Genomic DNA, 16,518 nt, shown 5'->3' with positions numbered 1-16,518 from the left:
ATATCCTCACCTGCGTATTTCTCATCGGACTCTCATCTGCGGGGGCGATCGTGGCCCGCATGAGACTTCGGAGATCGCATCGACCGCTGGCCGTGCTGGCCCTGCTGAGCCTGACGGCGACCGGGATCACCGCGTGCGCGCACGATATCTCCCCGGCCAAGCCTCGAGTGAATGGCAATCGAGTGGCTATCGCTATCTCCGGTGGCACGGCCGAGGTGGACACCGAATCGCTGGCGGTCGACGCGACCGTCGGCGGGCAGCGGCTCGAGCTCTCGGCCCCGGCCGCGGATCGACTGGGGCGGGCCGGGGATATCGCGGTCGAGGGCACCACCGCGCGCTGGAGCTATCCGGACCGGGAACTCACCGCCACCGCCTTCGCCCGGGACGGCCGACTGCGACTCGAACTGCACGGTAATCGGGACGGGCACCTGGTCTGGCCGATCACCGGTGGCGACAAGTCGGCCACCGCACTGCAGATTCCGCGCGGCGAGGGGTTGTCGCTACCGGTGCGCGATGCCTTCTGGAATGGTCCGGACACCGGGCTCGTCGGCACGGATCTGCCGCTCACCTCCGCACTCACCATGCCGTTCTGGGGGTACACCCTCGGCGGGCGGGGCGTCAGCTATGTCGTGCCCACCGATATCGGCAGCAGCCTCACCGTGCGCTCGCAGGACGGATCGCTGCGCGCGTACGGCGCACACGATTTCGACGATCGCGCGGGCACCCGCGACTACACGCAGCCGAAGGGCGACCGGACGCCGCGGCGACTGTGTCCGGCACAGTGAAGCAGGCGACCCGTTCCACCGGCAGAGTGGTCGTATTCGCCGGTGCGGCAGCACTTCTCACACTGATGTTGATAGGACACACCTGGATCCCCGATACCGATGGTCTGGGCGTCGCGATCGATACCGCGGCCCCCTGGTTGGGCGCGCTCATCCCGATACTGGCCGTGGTCGCGGTGCTGTGCCGCTGCCCCGCCGGTGCGGTCGCCGCCCTGGCCCCGCTGCTGGCCTGGACGTACCTGTTCGGCTCCTGGTGGGCGCCGGTTCCCGGCACGCACCCGGTATCGACCTCGGCGAGCGTGCGGATCGTCTCACAGAACCTGTTCGCCGCCAACACCACCCCGCTCGCCACGGCACGAGCCCTGGCGGCCATCGACGCGGACATCATCGCCGTGCAGGAGTTGGGTGGCACCAATCGTGAACCGGCCCTGCGGATCCTGGACGACATCTACCCGTATCGCACCGAATCCGGCACCGTCGGCCTGTGGAGCCGCTACCCGATCTCGGACACCACCCCCGTCGATGTGGGAGTCGACTGGCATCGCGGGCTGCGCACCCATATCACCACCCCCGCAGGCGATCTCGTCGTCTACGTGGTGCACCTGCCCTCCATCCGCCCGGGTGATACCGCCACCCGCAATCGCGGCCTCGCGCTACTGTCCCGCGAACTCACCGCCGATCGCGCCGAACATATCGTGGTGGCAGGGGATTTCAACACCGCCTCCACCGACCGGCACTGGACCGCCTTCGCCCCCGGCTACCGCGATATCCACTCCGGCGCGGCCTTCACCTGGCCCGCCGCCTTCCCACTCGCCCGGCTCGACCACATCCTGGTGCGTGGCCTGAAGATCACCGGCACCTCGGTCTCGCGACTGCCCGGCCCCGACCACCGCGCGATATCGGCCGAGATCGGCGGTGTCGAGTCATGATCCACCTGCTACCGCGCCGGTTTCGCCAGCGGTCGAGGCGGCGGGCGCCTGCGGCCGCCGCAGCTCGAATCGATAATCGGAGAAGGGGAATCGCCGATGTCCGCGCCTGGCACGGAAGAAGCCCGAGGGGCGGATATAGGTGCTGTCGCCCTGCGAATTCCGGTAGTACGTCGGCACATGGGCATTGAGCTCGGCCAGATAGAAGCGCATCGCCGCACCGTGCCGGTAGATATCGCGGTGATAGGCGTCGTGCGCGTCCTGTCGAACGGCGACGAAGGTCGCACCCCGTCGCCGCGCCTCGGAAATGGCCCGCACCGCATGGTCGGCCGTCATCTCCACGAAGGCATGCCAGCCGCTCCCGGACCACGAATACGGTCCGACCAGCGTCCACCGATTCGGCAGACTCGGCAGCGACACACTCTCGTAAGCCTGAAGTCCGTTCTCGGCGTAGAACTTGCCCAGATCCATCCCGTCCTGCCCGACCACCATGCCGGGTGTATAGGTCTCGGGATCGGAGAAGACGTGATATCCGGTCGCCAGCACGATCATGTCGAATTCGCGCTCGGTGCCATCGGTGGTGCGAATACCGTTCTCGGTGAATCGCTCGATGGGCGTGGTCACCAACTCCACATTGTCGCGATTGAAGCTGAGCAGATACCCGGTATTCGCGGTGGGCCGCTTGGCGATCGGACCGTAGTCGGGGGTCAGCGCGGCACGCGTGCGCGGATCGCGCACCATCATGCGCAGCAGTCCGCGATAGCCCGCGATGGCCGCGGCATCGACCGTGCGCATGGTCGGTTCGACCACCGACATGGGGGCGTTGGACATGGCCCGCAGCAGCACATCGACGGCCACCAGCACCACGCCGTGCGTGGCGGCCTGGAGCCCGGGGGTGCGCAGGACCAACTTCACCGCCTCGGGAATCCTGGGATTGGGCTTGGGAATACACCACACCGGCGTGCGCTGGAAGACCGACAGACTGCCCACCTCGCCCGCGATGGACGGGGTGATCTGCACCGAACTCGCGCCGGTGCCGATAATCGCGACCCGCTTACCGGTCAGGTCGTAGTCGTGATCCCACTCCGAGGGGCGTTGCATTTTGCCCCGGTAATCGGCCAGACCCGCGATTCCCGGGTCCTGTTTAGGGGTGATGAACGCACCGACCGCACTCACCACGAAGCGCGCGGTAATGACCTTGCCGCCCTCGATATGCAGGTTCCATCGGTGGTTCCGCTCATCCCACTCCTCGCTCAGCACATTCACGCCGAACCGCACATGCGGATACAGCCCGAAGCGCCGCGCCACCTCCATGTGGTACTGCTTGACCTCCGCGCCGGGGGCGAAAAGCCTGCTCCAGTTGGGGTTTCGCGCGAAGGAGTACTGGTAGGCGATCGACGGGATATCGACTTCCAGGCCCGGATAGTGGTTCTCGTTCCAGCTGCCGCCGATCTCGTCGGCGCGCTCGAGAATGACGAAATCGGTGACGTCGGCCTGCTTCAGCTTGACCCCGGCGGCGATACCACCGGGGCCCGCGCCGATAACGGCCACCTCATGGTCCGGGCCCGAATCTCTCGGTGCCGGCTTTCCGTTCGATGCTGTGACCACGATGTCATGCCTTCCGAAAGCGGTGCCGATGTCACTCCAGACTAGAGCTGTCTGGGACAGTGATCAAGGGTTGTCGCTCAGCGGACCGATGTGGTGCTGAGACCTGCTGTGTCGCAGTCGATTACCCGGCCGCGGCATCCCGCTTCGCGGTGGCCGCCCGCCGCGTTCGGGCCGCGGTGAGGTCGGCGGGTCCGCCGGTATGGGCGCGATGGCGCTGCACCACCTCCGCCAACTCCGGTGACCAGCGCAGCATTTCGGCCCGCAGCGGTCCGGTGGTACCGAGCTGGCAGATCAGGCCCAGCAGGGTGAGGATCGAGCGCGCGAACGGAGTGTAGAAGGCGGGCATGGTGAGCTGGCGATTCACATTGCTCAACCGCGGATTCATGGCCGCGCGCACCCGCTTGCGCAGCCAGATGCTGTCCGCGCGAAATGTGTCGTGCCGCAGCAGATCGGTATAAGGGAGTAGCTGTTCGGTGAGTGCGTGCACATCGAAGGGCGTCTCGAAATCGGCGAAACCGTGCCGCCGCATGGCATTGTCCAAATCGGCCGGAGCGCCATTGAACAGGGCATCGGCGACATCGTGCACCAGCAGCGGGAACTCCGGCGGCGGCCAGGGCACGCACGCACCGAAATCGACCACGCCGAGCCGGCCGTCCGGGAGCATCCGGAAATTGCCCGGATGCGGATCACAGTAGAGCAGTCCCGACCGCTCGGGTGCGGAGAGTACGAAGCGCAGCGTCAGCATCCCCACGCGATCTCGTTCGGACTGCGCGCCGGTCGCGATGAGCCTGGTGAGCGGGATGCCGTCCAGCCATTCGCTGACTATCACATCGCCGCGCTGGGCCACCACCTCCGGCACCCGGAAGTCCGGATCATCGGCGAAGGCGGTCGCGAAGACCTGCTGCTGCCGGGCCTCGGCGGCGAAATCCAGTTCGGCGGTGACACATTCGGAGAGCTGTTCGGTGAGTGCGCGGATATCGGCATTCGGCACGAAGACCGATGCCAGGCCGGACATGCGCCGCACCTGCTCCAGATCGCTCCGAATCGCCTCGCGCGCACCCGGATACATGACCTTGACGGCCACCGTGCGACCGTCACGCCATACCGCGCGATGCACCTGGCCGATGGTGGCCGACGCGGCACGCCGATCCTCGAAGCACTGGAATTCGGCGCGCCAATCCGGTCCGAGCGACTCCGCCAGCACCGCGTGCACGGTGCTCGGGAGCATGGACGGGGTGGCGTCCTGCAGGCGGCTCAAGGCGATTCGATACGGTTCGGCCAACTCGGGCGAGAGCCCCAGCTCGTACAGGGCCAGAATCTGCCCCAGTTTGGCGGCGAAGCCCTTCAATTCGCCGAGCACCTCGAAGAAGTGCTGTGCGGTGCGGCGTTGAATCTCCAGATTCACCTCGCTCGCGGGCCGTCCGAGCGCGCGCTTGCCCAAGCCCGCGGCCCGCCGCCCCGCGAACGCGATGGGCAGCGCCGCCAATCTGGCATTGCGAACCGCCCTGCGGGCGGGCGGATTTCCGCCGCTGTCCGCGCCCCCGATGCGTCGAACTGTCATCAAACCAACCCCTCGCGCTCTCAATCCGTGCGCCAGGGGCAGTGTGCCACGGTGTGAAACCGGGCGGTCCGGAATGCCGGGATAGTGTGGCTCCATCCCGAATATTGAGACGGATTCAGCCCTGCCGTGCTGCCAACCGAGCCAGATCGGTGAGGCGATGCGCGCGGGCTATCTCGGCGGGGGTAAAGGGGTCCCCGGCGCGTACGAAGGTCATCGGATCGATCTCCAGCACCGTTCCGCTCGGTAGGAGTTCGGGCTCAACTGCCGAAACATATTGTGCGCCCAGCAATTCCGCGATGACCAGGGGCAACTCCTCCGGATCGGTGGCCACCCGCGCGGCGAGTCCGAGCGCCCGGGTCTGACCGTCGACGAGCGTCAGCGCGGAGGCGGGCCAGATGCCGACCGCTATGCCGCCCGCGCGGTCGATGGCATTGGTCAGTCGCGGCGGTCCGACATCGGCAGGGGTCGAGACCACCAGCTCATCGAGTACGCCGTCCTCGAGATGGTGGACATGCACGGTGAGAATATTCGCGCGGCGATACGCCAGATGTTTGGCCAGCAACTCCAGACGACCCGGAGTGTTGTCCAGGCGCACGCGAATTCGCCACAGCAGTTCGGCGCTGTCCAGGCGCTGGCGATGATTCAACTCGGGTCCGTGCAGCCAGCGGGCGAGATAGCGCATGGCCCCCGGCTCCACCACCCAGATGACGAGAATGGTGGTGGTGATCGTCAGAATGGCGACGGCGGCCAGATAGGGCAGCTCCAGATGCAGTACGAGGGCGTGCAGCGCCAATTCGACGGGGAACACCGCGGCCAGCTTGGCGAGCGTGAGCCGGGTGCGACGGGGATGGGGCAGACGACCGCAAACTTCGCATGCCAGCGCATGGACCTCGGATTGCCTCATATTCACCAGCGTGCGGTGCCGAGGTTTCCGCACTGTGCCGTGGTGTAAAGAGGTCGTGACACTGTACGGCGAAAGTGTTGCGGCAGCGGCGAATTCAGTGAGGCCGGGCACACCGATTCGCGTGATGTGCCGCACCGCACACTATTTGCCGTTCTTCACCGGTAGTGAGCCCGCGAACGCGATACCGCGCTCCACCCATTCGATGAGCGCCGCATCGTTCTCGACGGTCTCCGCGGTGACCCGAAGCCAGCCACGTGTCTCACGCCCGCCCATGACCATGGTCTCCACCTCACCGGGTACCAGCAGATCGGTGTAATGCTCGGGTGAGACCCGCACCAGCAACCCACCCTTACCGCTGGCGGCGACCGCCATATTGCCGCCGAGGAGAAAAGCCAGGCCACCGAACATCTTCTTCTCGACCACCTCCGGAAGCATCGGTCCCAGTGCGTCCCGAATCCGGTCGGCCAGTTTCTCGTCATATGCCATATCCGTATTGTGGCCCAGGCCACCGACATATTCCGCAGGAAAAACCGGATAAAGAGACCATTCCGGCAGGTGTCAAGGTCGCGGCGATGAGGTACACAGGGTAGGTGGACACCCTGCCGACAGTCGGTGTCGAAGAGGAGTTTCTCCTCGTGGATCCGCGCACCGGCGCGCCGGTGGGCAAGAACGCCGACGTCGCACGAACCGCGGCGGATCTCGGCATAGATATGCAATTGGAGATCATGCGGTGCCAGGTGGAGACCAGCACCCGCATACATACGAATTCGACCGATCTGCTCGCGGAATTGCGGGAACTGCGGCGGGGGGCCGCGGCCTGCGCGGAGAAGAACGACGCGGTCCTGCTCGCCGTCGCCGTACCGCCCACCGTCTCGGCCGAGCTGCTCCCGGTGACCAGTACTCCGCGCTATCGCCGGATCGCCGAGCAGTTCGGCAGGCTGGCGCAGGAGCAGGGGTTGTGCGGCTGCCACGTGCACGTCGCGATCCCGGACCGCGCGGCGGCACTGCACGTCGGCAACTTCCTACGCCCTTGGCTCCCTTTGCTTTTGGCGCTCACCGCCAACTCCGCGATCTACCACGGCGACGAAACCGGTTATGCCAGTTGGCGAAATATTCTCTGGCGGCGCTGGCCCAGCGCCGGGCCACCGCCACACTTCGATTCGGTGGGGGAGTACGACACCTCGGTCGAGACCATGCTCTCGCTCGGGGTGATCCTGGATCGCAAAATGGTGTATTGGGATGTGCGCCCGTCGGTTACGTTCCCCACGGTGGAGGTACGGGTCAGCGATGTGCCCGCCACCGTCGAGGAGTCCGTGCTATTGGCCACCCTGGTGCGGGCGGCGGTGATGATCGCCCAGCGCAGTGCCGGTGCGCCCGAGGTCGCGGAAGACACACTGCGCGCGGCGTATTGGCGTGCGGCGCACGGAGGAATGGACGGTCCGGCCGTCGATCCGTCGAACGGCCGCATCATTCCGGTGCGGGATCTGCTGGCCAAACTCATCGATCTGATCGAACCCGCCCTGAACGAACTCGGTGATCTGGGCTTCGTCACCGACGCGCTGAGCACCCTGCTGGCGCGCGGCAACGGCGCGCATCGACAACTCGCCGCGTTTCGCGCGCGGGGCGAAACGGCAGATGTGATAGAAGAATTGGCGGAGGCCACCCTCTACGGCTGCCGCTGAGCGGCTACGGATAGAGCGTGTAGGTGGTGTGGCCTTTGTGGGAGGTGGACCAGTCCGCACCGCCGGCCGTCGCCGCGATCAGGCTCGCAATCGCCAGCGGCACAATCAATCCCGCCATCTGCCAGCGTCGCGTCAGCGGTTTACCCGGTGGCATCGGCCGGGTACGGGCGCCCGGGAGCGGTGGAGGCAGGGCCGCCACCTGGCTGCGCACCGCCACATTGAGCAGCACGGTGATCGGATTGATGAAGAACGACACCGGACCCCACCAGCCCTGCACCAGGGAATCCCCGGTCATATGCCGGAATACGGCCAGTCCGCACCACCGGCAGAACGGCCCGGGCAGTTTGCGGAAGTGCATGACGAAGAGCAGTCCGCGGTGCGCGCGGAAGTCCACTCGCACCGCCGGAGTCGAGCCGCAGTATTGGCAGAACACCCCATTCGCGGTGCTCAGGTCATAATTCTCGAAGTGGTTGCCGGACATGGACACGCGTGGCGATCTCCCCGGGAGCAGCTGGAAACCGCCGTATTCAAACACACCGGGACGGTGCTCGCGCGCTACGCCATCGGCTGGTCGTCCACGAGAATGCGTACAACGGATTTCGCGGCCTCATGGGATTTGTCGTGGCAGAGGCCGCTCATCTTGGTCTCGCCATCACTCGCGCTCATCGAGCCGGGACCGGACGAGCGACTCGCCAGCATGGCGGAGATTATCCGACCGCGCGATGGGCGATAAGGGCGGTTTCGCAGTAGAAAAGATGAAGCGCGGCCGGAGCCCGGCGAGTCGGCCCCGGGCCGCGTCACATTTGCCGGAGTTGAACGGTGTCAGCTGACGCGCTGACGCCACTCCTCGAGCTGCGGGGCCTCGGCCCCGATGGTGGTCGAGCCACCGTGCCCGGTATGCACCAGGGTCTCCGGCGGCAGGCTCAGCAGGCGATCGGCGATGGAGGCGACAATGGTGTCGTAATCGGAGTACGACCGGCCGGTCGCGCCGGGACCGCCCTGGAAGAGGGTGTCGCCGGTGAAGACCGCGCCCATATCGGCGGAGTAGAAACAGACCGCACCCGGGGCGTGGCCCGGGGTGTGCAGGACGTGCAGCTCGGTGCCGCCGATCTCGATCACCTGCTCATCGGCCAGCTCGCCATCGGGCTCGATCTCCGGGTGGGTGAGCCGCCACAGCACCAGATCCTCCGGATGCAGCAGGATCGGCGCACCGGTGGCCTCGGCCAGTTCGGGGGCGACGCGAATATGGTCGTCGTGTGCGTGCGTGGCCAGAATGGCCCGTACCTTGCGAGCGCCGACCACATCGAGGATCGCCGGAACACTGTGCGGCGCATCGATGATGACGCACTCCAGGTCGTCGCCGACGACCCAGACATTGTTCTCCACCTCGAAGGTCTCGCCATCGAGGGTGAAGGTGCCCGAGGTGGTGGCGTGATCGATATGCGCCATCAGAACACCACCACCGAGCGCAGGACCTCACCGTCATGCATCTTGGTGAAGGCGGCCTCGATATCGGTCAGCGAAATCGTCTCGGTGACAAAGGCATCCAGATCGAAACGGCCCTGCTTGTACAGTTCGATCAGGTACGGGAAATCGCGCGAGGGCAGGCAGTCGCCGTACCAGGACGACTTCAAAGCGCCACCGCGGGAGAAGAAGTCGATGAGCGGCATCTCCAGCTTCATATCCGGGGTCGGCACGCCGACCAGCACCACGGTGCCCGCCAGATCGCGTGCGTAGAACGCCTGCTTCCAGGTCTCCGGGCGGCCGACCGCGTCGATCACCACATCGGCGCCGAAACCGCCGGTGAGCTCCTGAACCCGCTCCACCGCATCCTCTTTGGCCGCGTTCACGGTGTGCGTGGCGCCGAAACCGGTGGCCCACTCCAGCTTTCGCTCATCGATATCGACCGCGATCACCGTGGTCGCACCGGCCAGCTTCGCACCCGCCACGGCGGCATTACCCACACCGCCGCAGCCGATTACGGCCACGCTGTCGCCGCGACTCACATTGCCGGTATTGATGGCGGCGCCCAGACCCGCCATCACGCCGCAGCCCAGCAGGCCCGCCGCGACCGGCGAGGCGGTGGGATCGACCTTGGTGCACTGGCCCGCGTGCACGAGCGTCTTCTCCGCGAACGCGCCGATACCCAGCGCCGGGGTCAGCGGTGTGCCGTCGGTGAGCGTCATCGGCTGCGCCGCGTTATGCGTCGAGAAGCAGTACCACGGCTTGCCCTTACGACAGGCACGGCAATTGCCGCACACCGCACGCCAGTTCAGGATGACGAAATCGCCCGGCTCCACATCGGTGACGCCCTCGCCCACCGATTCCACGATGCCGGCGGCCTCATGGCCGAGCAGGAATGGGAATTCGTCATTGATGCCGCCCTCCCGATAGTGCAGATCGGTATGGCACACCCCGCACGCCTGCACCTTGACCACCGCTTCACCCGGACCGGGATCCGGGATCACGATGTCGGTGACCTCGACGGGAGCATTCTTCGAGCGTGCGATCACGCCGCGCACAACTTGGGACACGTAATGCCTTTCTATCGATCACAATCTCTTCCGACTATGGCATCCGAGCCGGGCCGGCGCACAACGTCTTCAAAGCAGTACCGCGGCAGCGGTTTCGGCAATGGTAGCTGCGACCATGCCGAGAGCGGGGGAGTCCAGGCGCCACTGTTGCCAGTACAGCGGAACATCGATGTAAACGGTCTCGTCCAGCGGGATGAGGTTATCGGCCGGGCGGGTTTGCAGATCGGGCATCATGCCCCAGCCCAGGCCCAAGCGTAGGGCGTCGGCGAAACCCGCCGAGGAGGGGATGTAGTGGCGGGGCGGATCGACCGGTTTGCGGGTGTATCGCCGCATGAGGCGGAACTGTAAATCGTCCTTGCGGTCGAAGAGGATGACCGGGGCGGTGCCGAAGGCTTTCGCCGTCGGGCCGTCCGGGAACCAGGTGCGGGTGAAGTCCGGATTCGCCATCGGGCGGTAACGCATGGCGCCGAGGCGGCGCACCGTGCAGCCCTGTACCGGGGCGGCCGTGGAGGTGATGGCCGCCATCACCGTGCCGTCGCGCAGCAAACGGGTGGTGTGCTCCTCGTCCTCGCGATGGATCTCGAAGTTCACCCCCGTGGCGGCCCGGGCCAGCGCGGGCATCACCCAGCTCTGCAGTGAATCGGCGTTCACCGCGATCGGAATATTCACCGGCTTCGCGGCGGGCTGATCCTCATCCCCGAGTTCGCGTGCGGTATCGCTGGTGAGCAGCTGAATCTGCTTGGCCAGTCGCCACACCGTGAGCCCCGATTCGGTCGGCCGCGCCGGTTTGGTGCGCTGCACCAGAATCCGCCCCGCCGAATCCTCCAGCGCCTTGATGCGCTGACTGATAGCCGAGGGCGTCACACTCAACCGCCGCGCCGCGGCCTCGAAGGTGCCCTCGGTAATCACCGCGTCGAGCGCGCGAAGCTGATCCAGCTGCAGATCCATATTAAGAGATGCTAATCGTCCATCAGAAACATTAGCTGGCCTGGTCCTGGGCGCCCGCCTAGCTTCATAAGGGTGAACGCATCATCGGCGGCCCTGGCGGCCTTCTCAGGACTCGGCTTCGGACTCTCCCTCATCGTGGCGATCGGCGCGCAAAACGCCTTCGTCCTGCGCCAGGGCATCCGAGGCGAACACGTCCTGCCGGTGGTAGCCGTCTGCGCCCTCTCCGACGTAGTCCTCATGACAGCGGGCGTCACCGGCTTCGGCGCCGTCATGAACAAAGCCCCCGAGATCATGACCATCGCCAAATACGCGGGCGCGGCGTTCCTGCTCGGCTACGCCTTCCTGGCAGCGAAGCGGGCCTTCTCCGCCACCGCGATGACCGCGGCCGGTGGCACCCCGATAGCGCTGGGTGCGGCCATAGCCACCTGCCTGGCCGTCACCTGGCTCAACCCCCACGCCTACTTGGACACCGTCGTCCTCCTGGGCTCCTTCGCCAGCACTTACGCCACCCCCGACCGCTGGTTCCTCACCGCGGGCGCGATCGCGGGCAGCACAATCTGGTTCATCTCCCTGGGCTTCGGCGCCCGCCTCCTGGCCCCCTTCTTCGCCAAACCCCGCGCCTGGCAAATCCTCGACTCCCTCATCGCCCTCGTAATGACCACCCTCGCAATAGGTTTGGCCCTGAGCTGACCAACCGCTGATCTGCGATGATCATCGAAGTCTCTCCGAGGGTTGCTCTGCGCCCGATCGGGCAGACTCCGGCCCGACGGGGAGTGATCGGAAGGTGCGGTACGACGACTATTCCTGGGATACCGGGGACGGGTTGATACGAGGAACCTCTTCGAGCGATGGAGGTTTTGGGGGTCAGGTGGTGGGGCGTTCTTGGATGACCCACGAGTTGCCGTCCGGGTCGTTGAAGAAGGGAAAGGAGTTCCGGGGTTCGCCTGGGCCCTCTACACGTTCGCCATTTTCGAAATGGGTTATGGGGCTGACGGTTGACGCGGTCCCGAATGCACGAGGCCGCGTCACCTGTCACCGTTTCACGCAGACGTGATCTCCAGAACGACGGTCGAGTAGGTGCTGGAAACGGTTCCGAGTCCGAGAGTGCAATTCAGGACATCGGTCGACGGTGCGGTCGCGGTCATAACGACGGTGTCGCCCGAGAACAGTCCGCCGGTCACCGTGCCGGTCTGCGTCACCGTGATCACGGCTCCCGCGACATTGGTCACCCTGTTGAGGGTGAGCGTCGAGGTTTGGCCGGTATTCCATGTGATCGTCACCAGATAGGGCCCGCCCGAATCGAGCAGTTGTAGGCAGGAGCGGGTCAGCGGCGCCGTCAGCGACCGACTGCCCGCCGTCACCGCGGGGTTCGTCGCCGAGACACATGGTCCGAAGACCGTTGAGACCGTCGCGGTCGTGGGTTGCGGTGTCATCGTCACCGGTGGGTTGTAGGTGACCGTTTCGCTGCTCGGCGGTGTGCAGGTCAGGTCGAGCGCACCCGCCGAGGCGTGGGGCGAAGGCAGCAGAAAAGTGCTCGCGGCGATCACCGGCAGTGAAAGGAAACCGATACGGCAACGCGCGCGCACGATCCCGAATTTGATGGACATAACCCTGTATCCCTTTCTGGAGAACAAGCGAACCGAGGTCGGTGATTCCGATCACAGTGCCTGTGCTGAGGAGTCGCTGGATTCAGGGAGTCCGTTACTCTATTCGCGAAAAATAATTCACGACTTCGATTCGCCGGACGGCGGTAAGGGATTGCTGATAATTCCGGAATTGTCTATGACGTACCGTGCCAATCAGTCGGCACCGGTTCATCGACACTCACGGCGTCGAACACAATGTGATGGTTGTCGCCGACCGCATTCTCGACGGCGATGGTGAACCGGTCGGCACGACCGGGTTCTATATCGATCTGTCCGACACCCTCGCCGAGGCTGAACGCGATATGGTCGGTCAATTGCTTCCCGAATTGATCGAAGCGCGTGCGGTCATCGAACAGGCCAAGGGTGTGCTGATGCGCATGTACCGCATCAGCGCCGAACAAGCGTTCCAGGTATTGCGGTGGCGGTCGCAGGAAACCAATATCAAACTGCGTGTCCTGGCCGAACGGTTGATCACCGAACTCCCCACCATCCCGCCGGCCTCCCCGGCGACGGTCGCGGCGTTCGACCACATCCTGCTGAACCTGCACGAGCACATCGGCCGGGGTTGACCACCTGGCGGCTGGAGGCGGACGCCAGGTCTTGTCAGCCGACATGGTCGATATCCGACCACAGGTCGCAGCGGTGCTGTTGGGAGAAGTTGTCGCCGAGGGACACTCGGTCGCTGCCGAGTTCGAGCGTGGTGGTCGAGGTGTCCGATGGCCAGGGTGTGAAGTCGGACGTGCGTGGGTCGCCGGTGTGGGCGAAGTGGGCCCAGCTCTGCTGGATGTGCAGGGATAGGAGATCGGCGGAGGCGGGCAGGGGGATGTGCACTCCCATCAGTGCGGAGAAGACGTAAGGGACCTCCGCGCCGTGAAAAGCGCCCGGCAGCAGGGGATTCCAGCCGAGCGGTGCGTCGTTGAACTGGTATTGCCACACCGTCGCGCCGCCGCGGCGCGCGGCTCGGGTGGTGAACAGCGCGGGGCAGGCGAAGAATCCGTCCGTGATCACCTGCGTCTTGGCGGCGGTGGGGGAGTCGAACTCCGGCAGTGGATATCGCGCGAGCACCCGGGCGGTCGTCGCGTCGTCGAACAGGCCGCGCACCCAGGTCCGGTAATCGCTCGCGCCGGGTACGGTGCCGTGCAGGTAATCGAGTAGCAGGAGGAAGGTCGCGCCTTCGCCCGCGTTGCTGCCGACGATCAGTGGGACTCCGCGGGCGACGCCGTCCGCCAGCGCGTCCTCCGGGGTGCTGGTGATGACGACGTCATCCCGCACCGGGCTCCATGTGACGGCCATGGTGTTCAAAGCTGTTGTCGGCGAGCTCAATAGCCGATCGACGGGCAGCGCGCGCAGGCACGGCAGCCGGGTCGCGGGGTCTCCGCAGCCGAGGCTCGCGGCATAGTCACCCGATCGTTGATACGCGGTCGCCGTGGTAGGCGGAGCCAGTGGGCTGCGCGCGCAGGAGCCGCTTTCCACAATGGCCTTGGCATAGAGACCGCGCGCCGACGGGGAAGCCAGTTGCGTGCACACGCTCATACCACCGGCGGATTCGCCGAACAGGGTGACGTTTCCCGGATCGCCGCCGAAAGCTGGCGCGTTGTCGCGGATCCAGCGCAGTGCCGCTTGCTGATCGAGTGTTCCGTAGGTTCCGGTGCTACCGCCGTCGGCGGCGGCCAGTTCGGGCAGTGCGAGGAATCCGAAGGGTCCCACCCGGTAGTTCGGGACGGCGACGATGACCTGTCCCTCGCGGACGAGTCGGGCGGGCGAGTCGTACTGGGCATTGGACCCCAGCACGAACGCGCCACCGTAGAGCCACACCATGACGGGAAGGGTTGCGCCGGAAGCGTGTTCGGGGACATACAGATCGATGCTCAAGCAGTCTTCACTCGAGGGCTGCAGATCGGGAAGATTGGGCAGGGGCGGCGATTGCGGGCACTGCGGGCCGTGGGTGTCCGCCGGGCGAACCCCGGTCCAGGATGGGGCCGGTCGTGGCGGCGCGAAGCGGTCCGCGCCCGCGGTCGAGGCGGCGAACGGTATGCCGAGATACTGGTCGATGCCGTCGGCGTGGATACCGCGCACCGCGCCCGTGGTGACGGTCGCGATCGGATTCGCGGAGTCGCCTTCCGGTGTCGCGCCGACGGGTGCGGGTGCGACGAATGCCGTGCCGATCAGGCCGATCACCGCCACCGCCGAGCGTAACCACAGCGAATGCCGATACCGACCGGGGTCGGTGAGGGTGAACCGCATATGTGACTCCCGCACTCAATATACTTTTGAAACAAAAGCACAGTAAGCGAGCGATGGTGCGCGGGTGCGGTTTTCGGCCGAGATCGCCGAAGGTTTACCGCGCGTGCATCATTCGCTCAGGGCGGCGAGCAATCGATGTAGGGCCGGAAGCGCGTTCTGCACCGCGCGCCGATCGGCGGCGGGCAGGCTGTGCAGCGTTGCGCGCAGCACCTGTGAACTGGCCCGGTCGTATCGATCGAGGAGTTGCCGAGCTCGCTTGGACGCCACCAGAAGCGCCCCGCGTCCGTCGGACGGCAGCGCGAGGCGATCGACGAGCCCGGCTGCGGTCATGGTCCGGATGAGATTGCTGACGGTGGATTGCGCGACACTGAGTTCGGTGGCGGCCCGGCCGGGGGTGACGCCGCCCGTGGCGACCAGAAGTCGAAGTAGCTCGATCTGCGCTTCGGGTAGGTCGGGCAGTCTCTCGGCGGTGCGCGTGCGCCGCAGAACCGCCCGCCGCAATGGCCCGAGCAGGGCGCTGAGCTGCGCTTCGGGTGAGGCGGTCGCCGTCGATTCGGGCGGGAGGCCGAGGGTGTCCACACCCCCTATTCTGCCCATGGAACTCCGCTGAAAGAGTAACGGCCCGAGTTCATCTCGGGCCGTTGGCGGAGCCCGCGGTCAACCTCCTTCGGATCAGTGGCGGACCTCGGACAGGTGCACGGGGCGGGCTTCGCGGCGGGAGAGTTCGCAGGCTTCGGCGATGTAGAAGGCTTCCAGGGCTTCGGCGGGGGTGCAGGGGCTGGGGAGGGTGCCGGTGGCTACGTCTACGAAGGTGGCTAGTTCTTCGACGTAGGCGGGGTGGAAGCGGTCCATGAAGCCGGGGTAGGCGGGGAGGTGGGAGGCGGGGTAGCCGGGTTCTACCGAGTGCAGGGGAGCTCGATCGTCCAGGCCGACAATGGCATTGCCGGTGGAGCCGAGGACTTCGAGCCGGACGTCGTAGCCCGCGCCGTTGTAGCGGGAGAGGGAGACCGTGGCGAGTGCGCCGTCGTCCAGGCGCAGGACCACCGCGGCGGTGTCCACGTCTCCGGCTTCGGCGAAGAACTTCTCGCCCTGGTTGGCTCCGGTGGCGTAGACCTCGGTGACCTCGCGGCCGGTAACCCAGCGGATGATGTCGAAGTCGTGGACGCCACAGTCTCGGAAGATGCCGCCGGAGCGAGGGATGTATTCGGCGGGTGGGGGTGCGGGGTCCAGGGTGGTGGCTCGGAGGGTGTGGACCCAGCCGAGGTCACCGGAGGCCACGGCCGCGCGTGCGGCACGGTAGCCCGCGTCGAAGCGGCGTTGGAAGCCGATCTGGACCGGGACCTCCGAGGTGGCGACCCGTTCGACCACCGCCAGCGTGCCGAGAATGTCTGCGGCTATGGGCTTTTCGCAGAAGACGGGGATGCCGCGGTCCACCGCGGCGGTGATCAACTCGGGGTGGGAATCCGTGGCTGTGGTGATAATCAGGCCGGTGAGGTCGGCCGCCAGCAGCGCGTCTATATCGGGCGCGAATTCGATATCGAGTTTGTCGGCCGTGGCCCTGGCTCGCTGCGCGTCGGCGTCGGCGACGATGACCGAACCCACGCCTGGCAGGGCGGTCAGGGTTTCGGCGTGGGAGCTGCCGATGCGGCCGGTGCCTGCCAGGCCCAGTCTGATCGTTGACAT

Annotated in this window: 18 protein-coding genes; 5 read left to right on the top strand and 13 right to left on the bottom strand. The window is 66.1% G+C overall.

Translation table 11 applies throughout. The features are described from left to right. The first annotated feature begins 59 nt into the window (after positions 1-59). Together OHB26_RS34590 and OHB26_RS34585 are read left to right on the top strand one after the other, a co-directional pair. On the top strand, positions 60-785 hold the full coding sequence (locus OHB26_RS34590; RefSeq protein ID WP_330181455.1) for a hypothetical protein: 726 nt from the start codon (positions 60-62) through the stop codon (positions 783-785). Beyond that, on the top strand, positions 782-1,711 hold the full coding sequence (locus OHB26_RS34585; protein ID WP_330181454.1) for an endonuclease/exonuclease/phosphatase family protein: 930 nt from the start codon (positions 782-784) through the stop codon (positions 1,709-1,711). Before OHB26_RS34590 ends, OHB26_RS34585 begins: the two co-directional genes overlap by 4 nt. On the opposite strand, the gene OHB26_RS34580 is transcribed toward OHB26_RS34585, so the two are convergent. The 4 genes from OHB26_RS34580 to OHB26_RS34565 all read right to left on the bottom strand — a co-directional run bounded on the left by OHB26_RS34580 (position 1,706) and on the right by OHB26_RS34565 (position 6,267). Then, positions 1,706-3,259, bottom strand: a complete 1,554-nt coding sequence (locus OHB26_RS34580; protein ID WP_330181453.1) for a flavin-containing monooxygenase — start codon at positions 3,257-3,259, stop codon at positions 1,706-1,708. The two genes, OHB26_RS34585 and OHB26_RS34580, sit on opposite strands and share 6 nt — an antisense overlap. Before the next feature lie 178 nt (positions 3,260-3,437). Continuing rightward, entirely contained in the window at positions 3,438-4,877 is a 1,440-nt protein-coding gene (locus OHB26_RS34575) for an ABC1 kinase family protein (protein ID WP_330181452.1), read from the bottom strand. Positions 4,878-4,992: 115 nt separating this feature from the next. Beyond that, on the bottom strand, positions 4,993-5,781 hold the full coding sequence (locus OHB26_RS34570) for an amino acid-binding protein (protein ID WP_330181451.1): 789 nt from the start codon (positions 5,779-5,781) through the stop codon (positions 4,993-4,995). A gap of 141 nt (positions 5,782-5,922) precedes the next feature. Next, positions 5,923-6,267, bottom strand: a complete 345-nt coding sequence (locus OHB26_RS34565; RefSeq protein WP_330181450.1) for a TfoX/Sxy family protein — start codon at positions 6,265-6,267, stop codon at positions 5,923-5,925. A gap of 104 nt (positions 6,268-6,371) precedes the next feature. Here OHB26_RS34565 and OHB26_RS34560 point away from each other — a divergent pair, with 104 nt between their 5' ends. After that, positions 6,372-7,463 (top strand): carboxylate-amine ligase, encoded by a 1,092-nt coding sequence (locus OHB26_RS34560; protein ID WP_330181449.1) that lies wholly within the window; start codon positions 6,372-6,374, stop codon positions 7,461-7,463. A gap of 4 nt (positions 7,464-7,467) precedes the next feature. On the opposite strand, the gene OHB26_RS34555 is transcribed toward OHB26_RS34560, so the two are convergent. From OHB26_RS34555 to OHB26_RS34535, 5 genes are all read right to left on the bottom strand, one after another. Further along, the gene (locus OHB26_RS34555; RefSeq protein ID WP_330181448.1) at positions 7,468-7,950 is read right to left on the bottom strand and encodes a hypothetical protein; all 483 of its coding nucleotides are present in this window, start codon (positions 7,948-7,950) and stop codon (positions 7,468-7,470) included. Positions 7,951-8,018: 68 nt separating this feature from the next. Further along, entirely contained in the window at positions 8,019-8,162 is a 144-nt protein-coding gene (locus OHB26_RS34550; protein WP_330181447.1) for a hypothetical protein, read from the bottom strand. Positions 8,163-8,285: 123 nt separating this feature from the next. Beyond that, positions 8,286-8,912, bottom strand: a complete 627-nt coding sequence (locus tag OHB26_RS34545) for an MBL fold metallo-hydrolase (protein ID WP_330181446.1) — start codon at positions 8,910-8,912, stop codon at positions 8,286-8,288. Beyond that, positions 8,912-9,997 carry an S-(hydroxymethyl)mycothiol dehydrogenase gene (locus OHB26_RS34540; protein WP_330181445.1) on the bottom strand — a complete coding sequence of 362 codons (1,086 nt, stop codon included), beginning with the start codon at positions 9,995-9,997 and terminating at the stop codon, positions 8,912-8,914. The genes OHB26_RS34545 and OHB26_RS34540 overlap by 1 nt, the downstream gene beginning before the upstream one ends. Positions 9,998-10,066: 69 nt before the next feature. Beyond that, positions 10,067-10,945, bottom strand: a complete 879-nt coding sequence (locus OHB26_RS34535; RefSeq protein ID WP_330181444.1) for a LysR family transcriptional regulator ArgP — start codon at positions 10,943-10,945, stop codon at positions 10,067-10,069. A 72-nt stretch (positions 10,946-11,017) separates the two neighbouring features. Between OHB26_RS34535 and OHB26_RS34530 the strand changes: the two genes are divergently transcribed. After that, positions 11,018-11,635 (top strand): LysE/ArgO family amino acid transporter, encoded by a 618-nt coding sequence (locus OHB26_RS34530; RefSeq protein WP_330181443.1) that lies wholly within the window; start codon positions 11,018-11,020, stop codon positions 11,633-11,635. A gap of 350 nt (positions 11,636-11,985) precedes the next feature. On the opposite strand, the gene OHB26_RS34525 is transcribed toward OHB26_RS34530, so the two are convergent. Next, positions 11,986-12,552 carry a hypothetical protein gene (locus tag OHB26_RS34525; RefSeq protein WP_330181442.1) on the bottom strand — a complete coding sequence of 189 codons (567 nt, stop codon included), beginning with the start codon at positions 12,550-12,552 and terminating at the stop codon, positions 11,986-11,988. Positions 12,553-12,737: 185 nt separating this feature from the next. Here OHB26_RS34525 and OHB26_RS34520 point away from each other — a divergent pair, with 185 nt between their 5' ends. Continuing rightward, the gene (locus OHB26_RS34520; protein ID WP_330181441.1) at positions 12,738-13,160 is read left to right on the top strand and encodes an ANTAR domain-containing protein; all 423 of its coding nucleotides are present in this window, start codon (positions 12,738-12,740) and stop codon (positions 13,158-13,160) included. A 34-nt stretch (positions 13,161-13,194) separates the two neighbouring features. Here OHB26_RS34520 and OHB26_RS34515 read toward each other — a convergent pair whose 3' ends face one another. The 3 genes from OHB26_RS34515 to OHB26_RS34505 all read right to left on the bottom strand — a co-directional run bounded on the left by OHB26_RS34515 (position 13,195) and on the right by OHB26_RS34505 (position 16,518). Next, positions 13,195-14,835 carry a carboxylesterase/lipase family protein gene (locus tag OHB26_RS34515; RefSeq protein WP_330181440.1) on the bottom strand — a complete coding sequence of 547 codons (1,641 nt, stop codon included), beginning with the start codon at positions 14,833-14,835 and terminating at the stop codon, positions 13,195-13,197. 108 nt (positions 14,836-14,943) lie between these two features. After that, positions 14,944-15,432, bottom strand: coding sequence for a MarR family winged helix-turn-helix transcriptional regulator (locus OHB26_RS34510; protein ID WP_330181439.1), 489 nt, complete (start codon positions 15,430-15,432; stop codon positions 14,944-14,946). A 75-nt stretch (positions 15,433-15,507) separates the two neighbouring features. Beyond that, a complete protein-coding gene (locus OHB26_RS34505) occupies positions 15,508-16,518 on the bottom strand; it encodes a Gfo/Idh/MocA family protein (RefSeq protein ID WP_330181438.1) in 1,011 nt (336 codons plus the stop codon).

The organism is Nocardia sp. NBC_01503, from assembly GCF_036327755.1.
GTDB lineage: Bacteria > Actinomycetota > Actinomycetes > Mycobacteriales > Mycobacteriaceae > Nocardia.
The sequence above is the reverse complement of the archived record's forward strand: the minus strand, read 5'-3'. Positions and strand labels throughout refer to the sequence as shown.

Excerpts from the sequence above, each read along its gene's own strand:
- OHB26_RS34590 (WP_330181455.1), top strand. The coding sequence starts at position 60 with ATGAGACTTCGGAGATCGCATCGACCGCTGGCCGTGCTGGCCCTGCTG.
- OHB26_RS34575 (WP_330181452.1), bottom strand. The coding sequence starts at position 4,877 with ATGACAGTTCGACGCATCGGGGGCGCGGACAGCGGCGGAAATCCGCCC.
- OHB26_RS34570 (WP_330181451.1), bottom strand. The coding sequence starts at position 5,781 with ATGAGGCAATCCGAGGTCCATGCGCTGGCATGCGAAGTTTGCGGTCGT.
- OHB26_RS34565 (WP_330181450.1), bottom strand. The coding sequence starts at position 6,267 with ATGGCATATGACGAGAAACTGGCCGACCGGATTCGGGACGCACTGGGA.
- OHB26_RS34550 (WP_330181447.1), bottom strand. The coding sequence starts at position 8,162 with ATGCTGGCGAGTCGCTCGTCCGGTCCCGGCTCGATGAGCGCGAGTGAT.
- OHB26_RS34545 (WP_330181446.1), bottom strand. The coding sequence starts at position 8,912 with ATGGCGCATATCGATCACGCCACCACCTCGGGCACCTTCACCCTCGAT.
- OHB26_RS34535 (WP_330181444.1), bottom strand. The coding sequence starts at position 10,945 with ATGGATCTGCAGCTGGATCAGCTTCGCGCGCTCGACGCGGTGATTACC.
- OHB26_RS34525 (WP_330181442.1), bottom strand. The coding sequence starts at position 12,552 with ATGTCCATCAAATTCGGGATCGTGCGCGCGCGTTGCCGTATCGGTTTC.
- OHB26_RS34515 (WP_330181440.1), bottom strand. The coding sequence starts at position 14,835 with ATGCGGTTCACCCTCACCGACCCCGGTCGGTATCGGCATTCGCTGTGG.
- OHB26_RS34510 (WP_330181439.1), bottom strand. The coding sequence starts at position 15,432 with ATGGGCAGAATAGGGGGTGTGGACACCCTCGGCCTCCCGCCCGAATCG.
- OHB26_RS34505 (WP_330181438.1), bottom strand. The coding sequence starts at position 16,518 with ATGTCAACGATCAGACTGGGCCTGGCAGGCACCGGCCGCATCGGCAGC.